This is a genomic window from Streptomyces tritici, from assembly GCF_048500665.1.
GTDB classification, from domain to species: domain Bacteria; phylum Actinomycetota; class Actinomycetes; order Streptomycetales; family Streptomycetaceae; genus Streptomyces; species Streptomyces tritici.
On record NZ_CP183183.1, the window covers coordinates 731531 to 748128 of the forward strand.

Below are 16598 nucleotides of genomic sequence, written 5' to 3' on the forward strand. Positions count from 1 at the left end.
GAGGGTGACGCGGGGCCGCCCGAGGGGCCAGGATGAGCCGCATGCCAGAGACTTCCAGCAGCCCGCTGCCCCGCCAGGTCGCCGACACCTACGTCGACGAACTCATCGCCCTCGACCCGATCACCGGTACTTACCTGGGAGTCAACGAGGTCGCCGGACGCCTTCCGGACTTCTCCCCCGCCGGCCAGGAGCAGGTGGCCGAACTCGCCCGCCGCACCCTGGCCCGGCTCGACGAGGCCGAACGCCGTCCGGGCGCCGACAGCGACGCCGAGCGCCGCTGCGCCCGGCTGCTGCGGGAACGGCTCACCGCCGAACTGGCCGTCCACGAGGCCGAGGAGGGTCTCTGCGCGGTCAGCAACCTGCGCTCGCCCGCGCACAGCGTGCGGATCGTCTTCACGGTGATGCCCACGGAGACCGCCGAGGACTGGGCGGCGATCGCCCAGCGGCTGCGCGCGGTGCCGGCCGCCTTCGAGGGCTACCGCCAGTCGCTGGAACTCGGCCTGGAGCGCAAGCTGTTCGCCGGTCCGCGGCCGACGGCCACGTTCGTCGAGCAGCTCGCCGAGTGGTCCGGCGAGGGCGCGGAGCGGGGCTGGTTCGAGGAGTTCGCGGCGGGCGGCCCCGAGGAGCTGCGGGCCGAGCTGGACGAGGCGGCGCGCGGGGCGACGGCGGCGGTGGCGGCCCTGCGGGACTGGATGCGCGAGGTGTACGCCCCGGCGGTCGCCGACGCCCCGAACACGGTGGGCCGCGAGCGCTACCGGCGCTGGTCGCGGTACTTCAACGGCACGGACTTCGACCTCGACGAGGCGTACGCGTACGGCTGGGCCGAGTACCACCGGCTGCTCGGCGAGATGCGCGCCGAGGCGGACAAGATCCTGCCGGGCTCCGACCCCTGGGAGGCGCTGGCGCATCTCGACGCGCACGGCACGCACATCGAGGGCGTCGAGGAGGTGCGGGTCTGGCTGCAGGGCCTGATGGACGAGGCGATCGAGGCGCTGGACGGCACGCACTTCGAACTCGCCGAGCGGGTGCGGAAGGTGGAGTCGCGGATCGCCCCGCCGGGGGGCGCGGCGGCCCCGTACTACACCGGTCCGTCGGAGGACTTCTCCCGGCCGGGCCGCACCTGGCTGCCGGTGATGGACGGGGACACCCGGTTCCCCGTGTACGACCTGGTGTCGACCTGGTACCACGAGGGCGTGCCCGGCCACCATCTGCAGATCGCGCAGTGGGCGCACGTCGCGGACACGCTCTCGCGCTACCAGGCCACGGTGGGCAGCGTCTCCGCCAACTGCGAGGGCTGGGCGCTGTACGCGGAGCGGCTCATGGACGAGCTGGGCTTCCTGCCGGACCCGGAGCGTCGGCTCGGCTACCTGGACGCCCAGATGATGCGCGCCTGCCGGGTGATCGTCGACATCGGCATGCACCTGGAGCTGGAGATCCCGGCGGACTCGCCGTTCCACCCGGGCGAGCGGTGGACCCCGGAGCTGGCGCAGGAGTTCTTCCAGCAGCACAGCAGCCGTCCGGCGGCGTTCGTGGAGAGCGAGCTGACCCGCTACCTGTCCATGCCGGCGCAGGCCATCGGCTACAAGCTGGGCGAGCGGGCCTGGCTGCTCGGCCGCGCGAACGCGCAGGCCCGACACGGCGAGGCGTTCGACGCGAAGGCCTGGCACATGGCGGCGCTCTCGCAGGGCCCGCTGGGTCTCGACGACCTGGTGGACGAGCTGTCGAAGCTCTGACCCTTCTCACCCCGTGGAAATCCCCGGGCGACGCTTGATCGCCCGGGGATTTCCCTGTTGGGTGGCGGCCATGACGGGATACTCGCCGGACGCCACGGACCGGCGCATCATCGAGGCCCTGCAGCACCAGGGCCGGGCCAGCTTCACCGAACTCGCCCGCGCGGTGTCCATGTCGGCGTCCGCGGTGACCGAGCGGGTCCGCCGTCTGGAGGAGGCCGGGGTGATCACCGGCTACACGGCGGTGGTCGACCCCGAGCGCCTCGGCCTGCCGATCCTCGCCTTCGTCCGGCTGCGCTACCCGAACGGGAACTACAAGCCCTTCCACGACCTCCTCGACACCACTCCGGAGATCCTGGAGGCCCATCACGTGACGGGCGACGACTGCTTCGTCCTGAAGGTCGCCGCCCGTTCGATGACGCACCTGGAACAGGTCGCGGGCAAGGTCGGCGCGCTCGGTTCGGTGACGACGAGCGTGGTGTACTCCTCCCCGCTGGCCCGGCGCGCGATCACCCACTGACCTTCAGCCGCCGGCCTTCAGCCGCACCGCCGAGCCGTGCCGCTCCTTCACCACCTCCAGCTGGGCGGGGATGCGGCGGCGCAGGTCGGCGACGTGGCTGACGATGCCGACGCTGCGGTCGCGTTCGCGCAGCGAGTCGAGGACGTCGAGGACCTCGTCGAGCGTCTGGTCGTCGAGGCTGCCGAAGCCCTCGTCGATGAAGAGGGTGTCGAGGCGGACGCCGCCGGCCTCGTCGGAGACGACGTCGGCGAGGCCGAGCGCGAGGGCCAGCGAGGCGAAGAACGTCTCGCCGCCGGAGAGCGTGGCGGTGTCCCGTTCGTTGCCCGTCCAGGCGTCGACGACGTGCAGGCCGAGTCCGGCCCGCTTGCCGCCGGTGCGGGCGTCGGAGTGCACCAGCGTGTAGCGGCCGGACGACATGCGGTGCAGCCGGGCCGTCGCCGCGGCGGCGACCTGTTCGAGGCGGGCCGCGAGCACGTACGACTCCAGGCGCATCCTGCGCTCGTTCTCCGCCGACGTGCCGGCGGTGAGCGCGGCGAGCCGGGCCACCCGCTCGTACTCCTCGCGGAGCGGTCCGAGCCGGCGCACCTCCTCGTCCGCCTGCCGGGACAGCCGGTCCAGGGCCGCGCACCGGTCCCGTACGGCCGCCAGGGCGGCGTCCGCGGCGCGCAGCGCCCGCTCGGCCGCGGTGTGCACGGCCTCGGCGGCGGCCGGGTCGGCCGGCGGGAGCGCGGCGGCGGCGCGGGTCTCCGGGTCGCGGAGCCGGTCCGCAACCGCGGCGTCCTCGGCCTGCCAGGCGTCGAGGCGGTGCTGCAGTTCGCGGTGGCGGGCGTCGTCGAGACGGGCGGCGGCGGCCTCGGCGGGGGTCGCGAAGCCGGCGCGGAAGGCCGCGTCGGCGAGCCTGCCGTCGGCCTCCTTGAGCCGCTCGGCGGTCAGTTCGACGGCCCGTACGGTCTCGGCCGCGTCGACCAGGATGGCGATGCGCCGTTCCAGCAGCGTCGCGTGCTCGGCGACGCTCCGCACGTCGCCGCGTCCGCGGGCGACCTCCTCGTCCAGCGTCGCGCGCTCCCGCTCCAGGGTCTCGCGCTGCGAGGTCCGCGCGGCGACCCGCCGCTCGGCCTCCTGCCGGGCTGCGAGGCGCTCCTCGTGCTCGCGCTCGGCCCGGGCCAGCGCCTCCCGGGCGGCGTGCGTCTGCGCGGCGAGGGCGTGGGCGGCGGCGTGCTCCCGCTCCAGCCGGCGTACCTCGTCGGCCAGTTCGGCGACGGTCGGCTCGGCGTCCGCCCCGGCGGGCGCGGCCGCCCCGGCGGGTGCCGGGACGGCGGGCCGGGGCCCGGGGACCGCGACCGAGGAGCCCTCGCCGTCGGCCGGGGCGGTCGGGTCCGCCGGGTCCGTCAGGGCTGTCCGGTCCGTGCCGGGCGCCGCGCCCGGGCCCGGGATCCGGGCTGCCGCGTCCGGTCCGGCGTGCGCCGCCGCGTTCCGCGCGGCCGCCGCCCCGACGCGTGCGGCCGACGCGAGCCCCGCGAGGACCTCCGCGCGGGCCGTCGTCCAGGACTCCCGCGTGACCGCCAGTTCGCGTTCCGCCTCCGTGTGGCTCTGCTCCGCCCGGCTGTACGCGGCGTACGCGGCGTCCTCCGTGGCGCGGTCGACGTGGTCGGCGCCGGTACGGGCCGGGGCGGGGTGGGCGGTGGAACCGCAGACCTGGCAGGGGTCACCGTCGGTCAGCGCGGCGGCCAGCTCCGCGGCGATGCCCTGGAGCCGACGGGACTTGACGTCGAGCCAGGTCTCCTTCGCCGCGTTCCGCTCCTCGCGGGCGGCGGTGACCCGGGCCTCGCCCCGCGTCACCCGTGCCGCGAGCTCGTCGCGCCGACGGGCGGCGTCCAGGCGGCGGCGCGCCGGTTCGAGGCGGCCCGCGAGGTGCTCCGCGCGGGTCGCCGCGTCCTGCGCGGCGTCGATCCGCTCCTGGTGCGCCGTGCGGAGGGCCTCCCAGTCGGCGAGCCAGGCGTCGGCCTCCTGGAGCAGTTCCTCGTCGGCCCGCGCCTGGCGGTCCAGCGCCGCCAGCTCCTCGCCGAGGGCCGCACTGCGCTGCTCCGCGCGGCGCGCGGAGTCCAGCCGGGCGAGCCGTTCACGCAGTTCGAGCTCCAGGCGGGACAGCGGCTCGGCCCCCGCGTCCGCGAGGTCCGGCGGCAGGTCGGCGCGGGACCGCTCGCGGGCCGCGGCCGCGTCGGCGTGCGCCCGCTCCGCGTCGTCGCGCAGGTCGAGCGCGGGCGCGACGAGGTCGGCCTTGCGGGCGCGGTCGAGGGCCGCCTGCCAGCCGTCCCGTTCGGCGCGGCGCGCGTCGAGGGCGGCGCGGCGGCGCAGGGCCTCGGCGTGCCGCTGCTGCCGGGCGGCGAGCTCCCGCTCCTCGTCGAGCCGGCGGCGCGCCGCGTCCCGCCGGTCCTCGGCGGCGGCCAGCGCCAGGCCCGCGACGTCGAGGGTCTCACGGGCCTCGGAGCGGGCGATCGCGGCCCGTACCTGCACGGCCTCGGCGAGCCCGGGTTCGCCGGGCCGCTGCTCGACGCTCGCGTCCCCGGCCGCGCCCCCGGCGGCCTCCGCGATCCGCTGGGCGAGCCCGAGCAGTCGCTCGTCGCCCTCCTGCACCCGCTTCTCGGCGCCGCGCCGCAGTTCGGCGAGGCGTTCCTCGACGGCGGCGAACCGCCGGGTGTCGAAGAGCCGGCCCAGGAGCCTGCCGCGCGCCTCGGCGTCGGCGCGCAGGAAGCGGGCGAAGTCGCCCTGCGGCAGCAGCACCACCTGGCAGAACTGCTCCCGGCTCATGCCGACGGCCTGGCCGAGCTCCTCGCCGATCTCCTGGTGGGAGCGGCTGAGCGCCTGCCAGGCGCCGGTCTCCGCGTCGTACTCGCGCAGCCAGCTCTGGGCCTTCTCGGTGGTGAAGCCGCCGCCGCGCTTCTTGGGGCGCTGCTGCGCGGGCCGCCGGGTGACCTCCAGACGCCGTCCCGCGACGGTCAGTTCGAGCGTGACCTCGGTGGACGTGCCGGGGGCCGCGTGGTCGCTGCGCAGGGAGGTGCCGGGGCTCTGCCGGGCACCGGGCACGGCGCCGTACAGCGCGTAGCAGACGGCGTCGAGGACGGAGGTCTTGCCCGCGCCGGTCGGCCCGTGCAGCAGGAAGAGCCCGGCCGACGACAGGGCGTCGAAGTCGATCTCCTGGGTGCCGCCGAAGGGGCCGAAGCCGGTGACGACGAGACGGTGCAGCCTCACCGGGCCACCTCGCGCTCCGCCGCGTCCACCCGGACCGCCTCGAACGCGGCCTGCAGCACCGTGCGTTCGGCGCCGTCGGGTCCGGCTCCGCCGCGCACGTGGGCCACGAAGTCCTCCGCGATCTGCTGGTCGGTGCGGTCCCGGAGCCGCTGGGCGTACGAGGCGTGCGGGCCGTCGTCGGTGCGTTCGGGCTCGAAGACGAGGTTGAGGGCGTGCGGGAAGCGGGCGGTGAGCCGGGCCATCGGCTCGGCGGGCCGCACGGGGTCGGTGAGGGTGGCCTCCACCCAGGCGTCCTCGTGCCGGTCGAGCGCCGGGTCGGCGAGCAGGTCGTCGAGCCGGCCCCGGATCCGCGCGAGGGGGCGCGGCACGGGGCAGTCGACGCGCTCGGCGGCCTCGATCGCGCCGTCCGCGCCGAGGTCGATCAGCCACATCGTCTTGCGGTGGTGCTCCTCGGAGAACGAGTACGCGAGGGGCGAGCCGGAGTAGCGGACGCGCTCGGCGACGGTCTGGCTGCCGTGCAGGTGGCCGAGGGCCACGTAGTCGACGCCGGCGAACACCCCGGCAGGCACGGCGGCGACGCCGCCGACGGTGATGTCCCGCTCGCTGTCGCTGGGTTCGCCGCCCGCGACGAAGGCGTGCGCGAGGACGACGGAGCGGGTGCCGGCGGGCCGCGCGGCGAGGTCGGCGCGCACGCGGTCCATGGCCGCGGCGAGCACCGCCTCGTGCCCGGCCCGCGCCGCGCCGAGCCGCTCGCGGACGAGGGCGGGTTCCAGGTAGGGCAGTCCGTACAGCGCGACATCGCCGTGCGCGTCGGAGAGCACGACGGGAGTCCCGATGCCGGCCGGGTCGGTGCGCAGATGGATCCCGGCGCGCTCGATCAGTCCCGCGCCGACCCCGAGCCGGCGGGCGGAGTCGTGGTTGCCGGAGATCATGACCGTCGGCACGCCGGCCTCGGCGAGCCGGTGCAGCGCCCGGTCGAAGAGCTCGACGGCGGCGAGCGGCGGCACGGCCCGGTCGTACACGTCCCCGGCCACCAGCACGGCGTCCACCTCGCGGGTGCGCGCCGTGGCGACCAGGTGGTCGAGGAAGGCCGCCTGGGCGTCGAGCAGGCTCACCCGGTGGAACGACCGTCCCAGGTGCCAGTCCGACGTGTGCAGGAGTCTCATGATCGAGGAGCGTATCGGCAGGGTCGGACAACGGCGGCGGCTTCGGGCACACCGGACGGACGGCGGTGGGGCGTCGCCGGGCCGCGGTGGAGCGTCGCCGGGCGGCGGTCAGGCATCGCCGTACGCCTCGCCGCCGAGTTCGAGGACGGCGGTGCCGGCCGTGGCGTCGGCCAGCCAGGCCCGGAAGGCGTCCACGTCCGCGTCGGGCAGACCGATCTCGATGGTCACCGCGTCCGCGTACCGCACCTCGCGCACCGCGCGCCCGGTGGCCCGCAGGTCGTTCTCCAGCTTGCCCGCGCGCTGGTGGTCGACGGTCACGGTCGCCAGCCGGAACCGCTGCCGGGTGATCGTGCCGAGGGCGTCGAGGGCTTCGCCGACCACCCCGCCGTAGGCGCGGATCAGTCCGCCGGCGCCGAGCTTCACGCCGCCGTAGTAGCGGGTGACGACGGCCACGACGTACCGCACCTCGCGCCGGGTCAGCATCTGGAGCATCGGCACGCCGGCGGTGCCGCCGGGCTCGCCGTCGTCGCTGGCCTTCTGGACGGAGGCGTCGGCGCCGATGACGTACGCGTAGCAGTTGTGCGTGGCGGTGGGGTGCTCCTTGCGGATGCGCGCGACGAAGTCCTGGGCCTCCTGCTCGGTGGCCGCGGGGGCGAGCGCGCAGAGGAAGCGCGAACGGCCGATCTCGGTCTCGTGCACGCCCTCGCGGGCCACCGTGCGGTACTGCTCCTGCATCCCGCCACCCTATGCCGCGCGGGAGGGCCGGGAATCCGCCGGGCCCGCCGCGGGTTCTTCCCGGCGACGAACGACACAGCGGTACGAGCGGCCGGAGGCAGCGCATGAGCATCGGGACGGGCACCGAACAGGACACGATCCGCCGGATCCTGACCGAGAGCGGCGACACCTGGGCGGTGGTGGGCCTGTCCACCAACCGTTCGCGGGCGGCGTACGGGGTGGCGCAGGTGCTGCAGCGCTTCGGCAAGCGGGTGGTGCCGGTGCACCCGAAGGCGGAGACCGTGCACGGCGAGCAGGGGTACGCCTCGCTGGCCGACGTCCCGTTCCCGGTGGACGTCGTGGACGTGTTCGTGAACAGCGAGCTGGCGGGCGCGGTCGCGGACGAGGCGGTGGCCGTCGGCGCGAAGGCGGTGTGGTTCCAGCTCGGGGTGGTCGACGAGGCGGCGTACGAGCGGACCCGGGAGGCGGGGCTGGACATGGTCATGGACCGCTGCCCCGCCATCGAGATCCCCCGGCTGGGCTGACCCGCCGGGGCGCCCGCCGGTCAGGCCACGCCGAGTCCTTCGACGACCACCGCGCCGGGGAGCTCGGCGAAGGCCTTGCCGGGGAGGATGAGCTTGCCGCGGCGGCGGCCGCTGCCGACGAGGACCCACTCGGTGTCCACGACGGTCGCGTCGACGAGGACGGGCCAGCCGTCGGGGAGGCCGACCGGGGTGACGCCGCCGTACTCCATGCCGGTCAGGCCGAGGGCGGTGTCCATGTCGGCGAAGCGCACCTTGCGCGCGCCGAGTTGTCTGCGGACGGCTCCGTTGACGTCGATCCTGGTCGCCGAGCGCACCACGCAGGCGGCCAGGGTGGTCGTCTCGCCGCGCCGGCCGGCGAGGATCACGCAGTTCGCCGACTGGTCGAGGAGCTCTCGGCCGTGGTGCTCGACGAAGACGGCCGTGTCGGCGATGGCGGGGTCGGTGTCGACGTACAGGATCCGGTCGGCGGGGACGCCGCCCTGCCAGGCGCGGACGGCGGCGGCCACCGGCTCGGTGAGCAGGTCGAGGCACTCGGCGGCGGGGCGGGCGTGGTCGAAGTCTCCGATGGGTGCGCGCATCACCGCACGCTAACACCGGCCCGGCGCGGGGCCGTTGACCGTCTCGGAGCCCGGACGGCGGGTCAGCGCACGGGCGGGACGGAGACGGCCATCGTCAGCTCGACGGGGACCTCGCCGTCGTTGCGGTACTCGTGCGGGACGTGGGCCTCGAAGGTGGCCGAGGTCCCGGCCGGCACCGCGTGCGGCCGGCCGTCGACGACGAGGGTGAGCTCGCCCGCGGTGACGTGCAGGAGTTCGGTGGTGCCCTCGGGGTGCGGGTCGGAGACGCTGCCCTCGCCGGGCATCAGGGTCCAGGTCCACAGCTCCAGCGGGCCGCGCGACTCGGTCCCGACGAGCAGGGTGGTGTGGCTGCCGGCCTCGGTGGACCACATGCGGACGGCCTGCTCCGGCGGGACGAGCCGGACGTGGGGGCCCTGCTCGTAGTCGAGCAGGGTGGTGATCGAGACGCCGAGCGCGTCGGCGAGCTTGACCGTGGTGCCCACGCTGGGGTTGGTGCGGGCCTGCTCGATCTGGATGATCATGCCGCGGCTGACGCCGGAGCGAGCGGCGAGCGCGTCCAGCGTGAAGCCGCGTTCGCCGCGCCAGCGCTTCAGGTTGCGGGCGAGCGACTGCGTGAGCTGATCGAGGTCCGACACATTCCGTCCATTATTGTGGATGACAGAGTTCAACAGAGTGCACTACCGTCGAGTGCACCCCGATGTCCACCGCACTGTACTGCGAGGATTCCATGACAGCACTGCTCGCCCTGGCCACCAGCCTCCTGTGGGGGCTGGCCGACTTCGGCGGCGGACTGCTCACCCGGCGCATGCCGGCCCTGACCGTGGTCGTGGCCTCGCAGACGCTCGCCGTGGTCGTGCTCGGCGCGGTCGTGGTGGCCACCGGCGGCTGGACCGAGGCCGGACCGAAGCTCTGGTACGCGGTCGCCGCCGGCGCCGTCGGCCCGGCCGCGATGCTCTGCTTCTACAAGGCGCTCGCGCTCGGCCCGATGGGCGTCGTCTCGCCGCTCGGCTCGCTCGGGGTCCTCGTCCCGGTGTCGATCGGGCTGCTGCTCGGCGACCGGCCGGGGCTGCTGCAGTTCGCCGGCATCGGCGTGGCGCTCGTGGGCGTGATCCTGGCCGGCGGTCCGGAGCTGAAGGGCGCTCCGGTGCAGCGCCAGGCCGTGGTGCTCACCCTCGTCGCGGCCTTCGGCTTCGGCTCGGTCATGGCGCTGATCGCGGAGGCGTCCACCACGCTGACCGGTCTGTTCCTCGCGCTCTTCGTGCAGCGGGTCACCAATGTGGCCGTGGGCGGCGCCGCGCTGTTCGTCTCCGTCCGGCGCGGCGGCCGGGCCCTGCCGGAGGAGGGCGGGTTGAAGGTCGTCACCGCCGCGCTCCCGGCCCTCGCCTTCGTCGGTCTCGCCGACGTGGCCGCGAACGGCACGTACGCCCTGGCCGCGCAGAACGGTCCGGTGACGGTGGCGGCGGTGCTCGCCAACCTGTACCCGGTGGTGACGGCGCTCGCCGCGCGCGGGGTGCTGAAGGAACGCCTCCGTGCGGTCCAGGCCGCGGGCGCGGGCCTCGCGCTCGTCGGCACGGTGCTCCTCGCGACGGGATAGCGGCGGACGGACGCGTCCTCGGTCAGCCGTCCTGGAGGTCCAGTTCCGCCAGGGCGGCGAGCTGCTCCGGGGTGATGCCGTCCGGGATCGGCATCGGCGTGGGCGTGCGCAGCGGCGGCTGCCAGCCGAGCTCCGGGTCCCAGCGGCGCACCACCTTCGCCGGGGCGCCGGCCACCACCGCGTGGTCGGGCACCTCCCCGCGCACGACCGCGCCGGCCGCGACCACCACGTTCCGGCCGAGCCGGGCGCCGGGCAGGATCACCGCGCCCGTGCCCAGCCAGCAGCCGGGGCCGATCTCGACCGGGTCGGTGCGCGGCCACTGCCGGCCGACCGGCTCGTGCGGGTCGTCGTAGCTGTGGTTGGTCGAGGTGATGTACACGTACGGCCCGCAGAAGGTGTCGGAGCCGATGGTGATCCGGGTGTCGGCGATGACATGGCTGCCGCGCCCGAGGACGACCCCGTCGCCGAGGGTCAGGATGGGGTCCGGACCGAGGTCGAGGCCCGGCATCATGCCGGCGGTGAGGGTCACCTGCTCGGCGATGATGCAGCACTCGCCGAGTTCGATCCACTGCTCGCCGAAGACCGTGCCCTGCGGGAACGCCAGCCGGGTACCCGCCCCGAGCCGGCGGAACCTCAGCCGCCCGGGCGTCTGGGCCGAGACCGCGCCCGCCTGCTGCACCCATCTCCAGCCGCCCTGCAGGGCGCGCGCGACGAGGCGCCGCCGCCAGGCGGTGAAGGACGAGAACGTGTTTCTGTTCTTGGGCACCCGGCCACGGTAGTCGGCCGCGTCACCGCTGATCAGTGCGGTGCGCTGTGATGTCCGTCATGGGCATCTCGTAGGGTGCCCCTGGCGCGACCGACAGCGAGGAAGGCGGAACGGACGATGACGGACCGGGCGTTGGTCATGGGTGTGGGCGGCAAGGAGCCGCGGATCGATCCGGCGGCGTTCGCCGCGCCGACCTCCGTGGTGATCGGCGACGTGACGATGGCCGCAGGCGCGAACGTCTGGTACCACGCGGTGCTGCGCGCGGACTGCGGTCCGATCGTGCTCGGCGCGGACTCCAACATCCAGGACAACTGCACGGTGCACGTCGACCCCGGCTTCCCGGTGACCATCGGCGAGCGCGTCACCGTCGGCCACAACGCGACCGTGCACGGCTGCACGATCGAGGACGACGTGCTGGTCGGCATGGGCGCCACCGTCCTCAACGGCGCGCACATCGGCGCCGGCTCGCTGATCGCCGCCCAGGCGCTGGTCCCGCAGGGCATGGTCGTCCCGCCCGGCTCGCTGGTCGCGGGCGTCCCGGCGAAGGTGCGCCGGGAGCTGACGGACGAGGAGCGCGCGGGCATCAAGCTCAACGCCGAGATGTATCTGCATCTGGCGCAGGCGCACCGCGAGGCCCACGAGAAGGGCTGACCCGGCATGCACGAGGGCCCGGCGCTCCACCGAGCGCCGGGCCCTCGTGCATGCGGCATACGTCAGTCGGCCACCGCGGCGACCTTCTCGGGCTCCGCGGCCGGCGTGCTCTCCGCGCGCTCCGCCGCCTTCTTGGCCCGGTTCTTGATCACCAGCATCGAGGTGAGGCCGATGGCCACCGCGAGCACCAGGCCCAGCCAGGAGAACCGCTTGAGCCACGCCTCGGCCACGATGCCGACCGAGTAGACGACCGCGGTGGTGCCGCCGGCCCAGAGGATCCCGCCGCCGATGTTGGCGATGAGGAACTTCCAGTACGGCATCTTCAGCACGCCCGCGAGCGGCCCGGCGAAGATCCGCAGCAGGGCCACGAAGCGGCCGAAGAAGACCGCCCACATGCCCCACTTCTCGAAGGACCGCTCCGCCAGGGCGATGTTGGCCTCGCTGAAGTGCTTGGGGAACTTCCCGCCGAGCCAGGTCAGCAGCGGCCGGCCGCCCTTGCGGCCGATGGCGTAGCCGATCGAGTCGCCGATGATCGCGCCTGCGGTGGCGCAGGCGCCGAGCACCCACGGGTCGATGTCGCCGTGCTGGGAGGCCAGCAGGGCCGAACTGACCAGCACGATCTCGCCGGGCAGCGGGATGCCCAGACTCTCCAGGCCGATCACCACCCCGACGAGCGCGTAGACGGCGACCGCCGGGATCGTCTCCAGCCACTCCTGGACGTGCAACGCGGGTTCCTCCCGTTGGGCGTGGCGTGCGCCGCGTCGCGCACGCCGTGGCAGCCTACCGGGTCACCGTGACCGCACCTCCGCCCGTGCGGTCAGCCGCAGGTCCCGCGAGGAGGCCCCGACGCGCACCTCCCGGACACCGGTGCCGAGCACCCAGCCGCCCCGCGCCGGATCGAACGACGACAGCGTGCGGGCGGCGACGCGGACGGTGATCCGCCGCCGCTCCCCCGCCGCGAGCTCCACCCGCCGATAGCCGGCGAGGAACTGCGCGGGCTGGTCGAGCCGCAGGTCGGGTGAGGGCCCGGCGTAGATCTGCGCCACCTCGACGCCGGCCCGGTCGCCGGTGTTGCGCACGGTGAAGGTGACGTCCAGGGCGCCGTCGGCGCGCGGCGCGAGCCGCAGGCCCTCGTACGCGAACGTCGTGTACGACAGCCCGTGTCCGAACGGGAAGAGCGGGGCGACGCCCCGGGCGTCGTACCAGCGGTGGCCCACGTGGACGCCCTCGGAGTACTCCTCGGTGCCGTCCTTGCCCGGGTAGCGGTGCGGGTCCCCGGCCATCGGGTGGGTGTCCTCGGCGGTCGGGAAGGTCTGGGTGAGCCGGCCGCCGGGGTCGGCGTCGCCGAACAGGACGGCGGCGGTCGCGGCGGCGCCCTCCTGGCCGGGGTAGTACATCTGCAGCACGGCCGCGGTCCGGTCGAGCCAGGGCATGGTGACCGCGGAGGAGGTGTTGAGCACCACGACCGTGCGCCGGTTGGCGGCGGTGACGGCCCGGATCAGCGCCTCCTGGTGGCCCGGCAGGGCGAGGCCGGTGCGGTCGCGGCCCTCGGTGGCGTCCTCGTACGCGAAGAGCACGACGGTGTGTGCGGCGCGGGCGGCCGCCACCGCCTCGGCGACGTCGGCGGCGCGGCTCGCCGAGGTGATCGCGCGCAGCGAGAACCGCTGGCCCGTGGCGCCGCCCTCGGCGGTCACCGCGATCCGGTGCTCGCCGGCGGTCAGCCGGACCTCGGCGCGGCGGACGTGCAGGCCGTCGGGGGCGGTGCCGAGCAGCCCGCCGGCGAACCACTCGGCCACGCCCTGGCGGACCGGGAAGAGCTCGGCGCCGTCGACCACGACCACCGGGCGCGCGCCGCTGTAGTGGACGACGAACGTCCAGGTGTCGTCCTCGGGGACGGTGAACGCCGCCTCGTGCTTCCAGGTCGCGCCGGCCGCGACGCCCCGGTCCTCCAGCGAGGCGGCGGGCGTCAGCGCGGGCAGCGGCCTGCCGTAGAGGTCCTCGCCGACCGCGTACGCGACCTCGGCGCCGGCGCCGGCGCGGGCCCGCAGGGCGTCGATCGGGCGGGCGGCGGCGTCCGGGACGACGTGGGCGCTGCCGCCGCCGCTGACGAAGGGGACCGCGCCGGTGGGGCCGATGACGGCGAGGGACCGGGCGGCCGGCCCGGTCAGCGGGAGGGTGCCGCGCTCGTTGCGGAGCAGGGTGGCGCCGGCGGTCGCGACGCGCAGGGCGAGGCGGGCGCCGGCGGCGGCGTCGCGGTCGGGGCGCGGGGGCGCGTCCCCGCCGAGCAGGCCGAAGCGTTCGCGGATGGTGAGGATGCGGCGCACGGCCCGGTCGACGGCGGCCTCGGGGACCTTGCCCTCGGCGACGGCCGTCTTGAGCGGTTCGCCGAAGCGGGCCCCGGAGGGCATCTCCATGTCGAGGCCGGCGGTGAGCGCGGGGGCGGTGCTGTGGGCGGCGTCCCAGTCGCTCATCACCCAGCCGTCGAAGCCCCAGCGGTCGCGCAGGACTCCGGTGAGCAGGGCGGCGTTCTCGCCCGCGTGGACGCCGTTGACCTTGTTGTACGCGGCCATGACCGCGCCGGTTCCGGCGCCGACGGCGGCCTCGAAGCCGCGCAGTTCCGTCTCGTGCAGGGTCCGTTCGCTCGCGCGGGCGTCGACGGAGGTGCGGTCCGTCTCCTGGTTGTTGAGGGCGAAGTGCTTGACGGTGGCGATCAGGCCCTCGTCCTGGATGCCGCGGATCTCCTCGGCGACCAGGTCGGCGGAGAGCAGCGGGTCCTCGGAGAAGGTCTCGAAGTTGCGGCCCGCGTACGGGGTGCGGATCAGGTTGACCATCGGGGAGAGCAGGACGTCCTGGCCGAGGGCGCGGCCCTCGCGGCCGATGACCCTGCCGTACGCGCGGGCGAGGGCGGGGTCGAAGGCGGCGGCGAGCATGACCGGGGCGGGCAGGGCGGTGGCGTTCTCGCGGACGCGGACCCCGGCGGGGCCGTCGGCGAGCCGGAGCGGGGGGATGCCGAGGCGCGGGACGCCGGCCACGTATCCGGCCTGTCCGAGGCTGTGGGGGTCGGTGGCGCCGTGCAGCAGGGAGACCTTCTCGTCGAGGGTCAGTTTCCCGAGGAGTTCCTCGACGCGCCGGCCGGGCGCCGCGGCGCGGGCGGGTGCGGCGGGGGCCGTGGTGGTGGCGAGGGCGACGGCCGCGCCGAGCAGTCCGAGGGCGGTGCGCCGGGTCACGCCGCGCACGGCGGGCTTGTCCTGGGGTACGTCGTCGGGCATGGCAGCGGCTCCTTCGCGCGGCGGATCGTTCCGAACGCACTATGCGTGACGGTTCGTCTGTTTCTGGGGCGCCGCCCCCGGAACGACCCCGCCCCCGCACCCATTCGGGGTGCGGGGGCGGGAGCCGGCAGTGAGGGGTCCGGCGGCCGGTGCGGGCCGGTCAGCCGTTGGGGCGGAGGGTCCAGACGACGGTCATCTCGCCGGTGACGGCGCCGTCCTCGCGGGTGATCGCGATCTCGACGGGGAACTCGGGGCGCTGCCCGGCGTCGAGTTCGGCGACGACCTCGGCGGCCGGGCGGCCGAGGGTGGCGGTCGCGGTGACGACGCCCATGGCGAGCTTCTTGTAGCCGATCTCGGCCTTGACGGCGAGCGGCACGGCACGGCTCAGCTGGTCGCCGAAAGCGGCGAGCACGATGGCGCCGCTGGCGGACTCGGCCAGGGTGAACATCGCTCCGGCGTGCGGGCCGCCGACGTGGTTGTGGTAGTCGGCCTGGTCCGGCAGGCGCACCACGGCACGCTCCGGGGTGGTCTCCAGGAACTCCAGCTTCAGGGTCCTGGCCATCGGCACCGTGGCGGCGAGTATCTCGCCGACGGACATCTGGTCTGCGCTCATGGCCGCGATGTTACCCACGGGTAGGACGGCTTGGCCATCCCCGTACTCCAGTACGGCCGCATGACCTCTATGGTTACTGGCCATGTGGCCAGGACAGCAGCCGCCCGGGGGCGAGCAGAACCCGCAGGACCAGAACCAGAACCCGTACCAGCAGCCGGGATACGGGCAGCCGAACCCGTACCAGCAGCCGACGGCGCCGCAGCCCGGCTTCCCGCAGCCGGGCTACCCCCCGCAGGGGCAGCCCGCGCAGGGGCAGCCGCCGCAGCCGGGGTACCCGCAGGCGAACCCGTACCAGCAGCCGACCGTGCCCCAGTACGCGGTGCCGGGCGCGCCGCAGCCCGGCGGGCCGGACGGGCAGAAGAACAAGACGACGCTCGTCGCGATCGTCGCGGCCCTCGCCGTCGTCGTCGCGGCCGGCGTCACCGGCTTCCTCGTGCTCGGCAAGGACAAGGAGGAGCCGCAGGCCGGCGGCGACCCGAAGCCGTCGGTGAGCGCGACGGTCTCCGGCGGCGGCACGCAGCCGCCGATCGACAACCCGCGCGGCGGCTCCGACCTCAAGCCGACGATCCCGGGCTGGAAGCCGGTCCTCAACCCGCGGCACGGCACGCTCTACGACGTGCCGCCGACGTGGGAGGTCGCCGGCACCGGCGTCCAGTCGATCATCCTGGACCACAAGAAGGACGACGGCTCGGCGTACATCGTGATGTCGGCCCCGGCCGAGTACAAGTCCAAGTGGTGCAGCGAGGACTCCGACAAGGACGGGACGATGGAGGACAGCAACCTGGCCAACAGCGGCACGCGCGGCGGCCAGGGCGCCACCAACACCTCGGACAACGCCCGCAACGAGGCCGGCGCCTGGGTCTTCGGCCCGTTCGCGCAGGACGAGGGGGAGGCCAAGGCCCGGCAGCTCATCAAGGTCAGCCCGGCCGAGGCGTACACCTCGAAGTCCGGCCTGAGCGGCCACGTCGCCACGGCGAAGGTCACCGGCCTGACGAAGAAGAACAAGTGCGACACCGACGGCAAGTCGATCGCGTTCAGCTTCAAGAACGCGAAGGGCGACTTCGCCACGTGGGTGCTGTACGCGAACACGGGCGTCAAGGACGAGGTCCCGGACACGCTGATCCGGCAGATCCTGAGCACCGTCCGGCTGGCCCCGGAGTCCGCTTCCTGACCCGGCTCGCGGCCGCATATCGGTTTGGCAGA

Annotated in this window: 15 protein-coding genes; 6 read left to right on the top strand and 9 right to left on the bottom strand. The window is 74.9% G+C overall.

Translation table 11 applies throughout. The annotated features are described in order from the left end of the window. Positions 1-41 precede the first annotated feature (41 nt). Positions 42-1733, top strand: a complete 1692-nt coding sequence (locus ACNJ93_RS03395) for a DUF885 domain-containing protein (protein ID WP_418955816.1) — start codon at positions 42-44, stop codon at positions 1731-1733. 70 nt (positions 1734-1803) lie between these two features. Further along, positions 1804-2250, top strand: a complete 447-nt coding sequence (locus ACNJ93_RS03400; protein WP_418955817.1) for an Lrp/AsnC family transcriptional regulator — start codon at positions 1804-1806, stop codon at positions 2248-2250. Between the two features lie 3 nt (positions 2251-2253). Here ACNJ93_RS03400 and ACNJ93_RS03405 read toward each other — a convergent pair whose 3' ends face one another. From ACNJ93_RS03405 to ACNJ93_RS03415, 3 genes are all read right to left on the bottom strand, one after another. Then, complete coding sequence (locus tag ACNJ93_RS03405) at positions 2254-5499, bottom strand: AAA family ATPase (protein ID WP_418955818.1); 3246 nt, start codon at positions 5497-5499, stop codon at positions 2254-2256. Further along, a complete protein-coding gene (locus ACNJ93_RS03410) occupies positions 5496-6665 on the bottom strand; it encodes an exonuclease SbcCD subunit D (RefSeq protein WP_418955819.1) in 1170 nt (389 codons plus the stop codon). Before ACNJ93_RS03410 ends, ACNJ93_RS03405 begins: the two co-directional genes overlap by 4 nt. A gap of 108 nt (positions 6666-6773) precedes the next feature. Then, positions 6774-7400, bottom strand: a complete 627-nt coding sequence (locus ACNJ93_RS03415) for a YigZ family protein (protein WP_418955820.1) — start codon at positions 7398-7400, stop codon at positions 6774-6776. A gap of 104 nt (positions 7401-7504) precedes the next feature. Between ACNJ93_RS03415 and ACNJ93_RS03420 the strand changes: the two genes are divergently transcribed. After that, complete coding sequence (locus ACNJ93_RS03420) at positions 7505-7924, top strand: CoA-binding protein (RefSeq protein WP_418955821.1); 420 nt, start codon at positions 7505-7507, stop codon at positions 7922-7924. Between the two features lie 20 nt (positions 7925-7944). On the opposite strand, the gene ACNJ93_RS03425 is transcribed toward ACNJ93_RS03420, so the two are convergent. Both ACNJ93_RS03425 and ACNJ93_RS03430 read right to left on the bottom strand, forming a co-directional pair. Further along, the gene (locus tag ACNJ93_RS03425) at positions 7945-8502 is read right to left on the bottom strand and encodes a YbaK/EbsC family protein (protein WP_418955822.1); all 558 of its coding nucleotides are present in this window, start codon (positions 8500-8502) and stop codon (positions 7945-7947) included. A 62-nt stretch (positions 8503-8564) separates the two neighbouring features. Next, entirely contained in the window at positions 8565-9137 is a 573-nt protein-coding gene (locus tag ACNJ93_RS03430; protein WP_418955823.1) for a helix-turn-helix domain-containing protein, read from the bottom strand. Positions 9138-9229: 92 nt separating this feature from the next. Between ACNJ93_RS03430 and ACNJ93_RS03435 the strand changes: the two genes are divergently transcribed. Continuing rightward, positions 9230-10096, top strand: a complete 867-nt coding sequence (locus ACNJ93_RS03435; protein ID WP_418955824.1) for an EamA family transporter — start codon at positions 9230-9232, stop codon at positions 10094-10096. 22 nt (positions 10097-10118) lie between these two features. Here the strand turns inward: ACNJ93_RS03435 and ACNJ93_RS03440 are convergent, their stop codons facing one another. Beyond that, on the bottom strand, positions 10119-10862 hold the full coding sequence (locus ACNJ93_RS03440) for an acyltransferase (protein ID WP_418955825.1): 744 nt from the start codon (positions 10860-10862) through the stop codon (positions 10119-10121). Positions 10863-10979: 117 nt separating this feature from the next. Here ACNJ93_RS03440 and ACNJ93_RS03445 point away from each other — a divergent pair, with 117 nt between their 5' ends. Continuing rightward, positions 10980-11513 carry a gamma carbonic anhydrase family protein gene (locus ACNJ93_RS03445; RefSeq protein ID WP_418955826.1) on the top strand — a complete coding sequence of 178 codons (534 nt, stop codon included), beginning with the start codon at positions 10980-10982 and terminating at the stop codon, positions 11511-11513. Positions 11514-11575: 62 nt separating this feature from the next. Here the strand turns inward: ACNJ93_RS03445 and ACNJ93_RS03450 are convergent, their stop codons facing one another. From ACNJ93_RS03450 to ACNJ93_RS03460, 3 genes are all read right to left on the bottom strand, one after another. Next, positions 11576-12238: a DedA family protein gene (locus ACNJ93_RS03450; protein ID WP_418955827.1), complete on the bottom strand. Its 663-nt coding sequence runs from the start codon at positions 12236-12238 to the stop codon at positions 11576-11578. 63 nt (positions 12239-12301) lie between these two features. Beyond that, positions 12302-14782, bottom strand: coding sequence for a beta-glucosidase family protein (locus tag ACNJ93_RS03455; protein ID WP_418955828.1), 2481 nt, complete (start codon positions 14780-14782; stop codon positions 12302-12304). 160 nt (positions 14783-14942) lie between these two features. Continuing rightward, on the bottom strand, positions 14943-15395 hold the full coding sequence (locus ACNJ93_RS03460; protein ID WP_418955829.1) for a DUF4442 domain-containing protein: 453 nt from the start codon (positions 15393-15395) through the stop codon (positions 14943-14945). Positions 15396-15477: 82 nt separating this feature from the next. Here ACNJ93_RS03460 and ACNJ93_RS03465 point away from each other — a divergent pair, with 82 nt between their 5' ends. Continuing rightward, on the top strand, positions 15478-16566 hold the full coding sequence (locus tag ACNJ93_RS03465) for a hypothetical protein (protein WP_418955830.1): 1089 nt from the start codon (positions 15478-15480) through the stop codon (positions 16564-16566). Positions 16567-16598 lie beyond the last annotated feature (32 nt).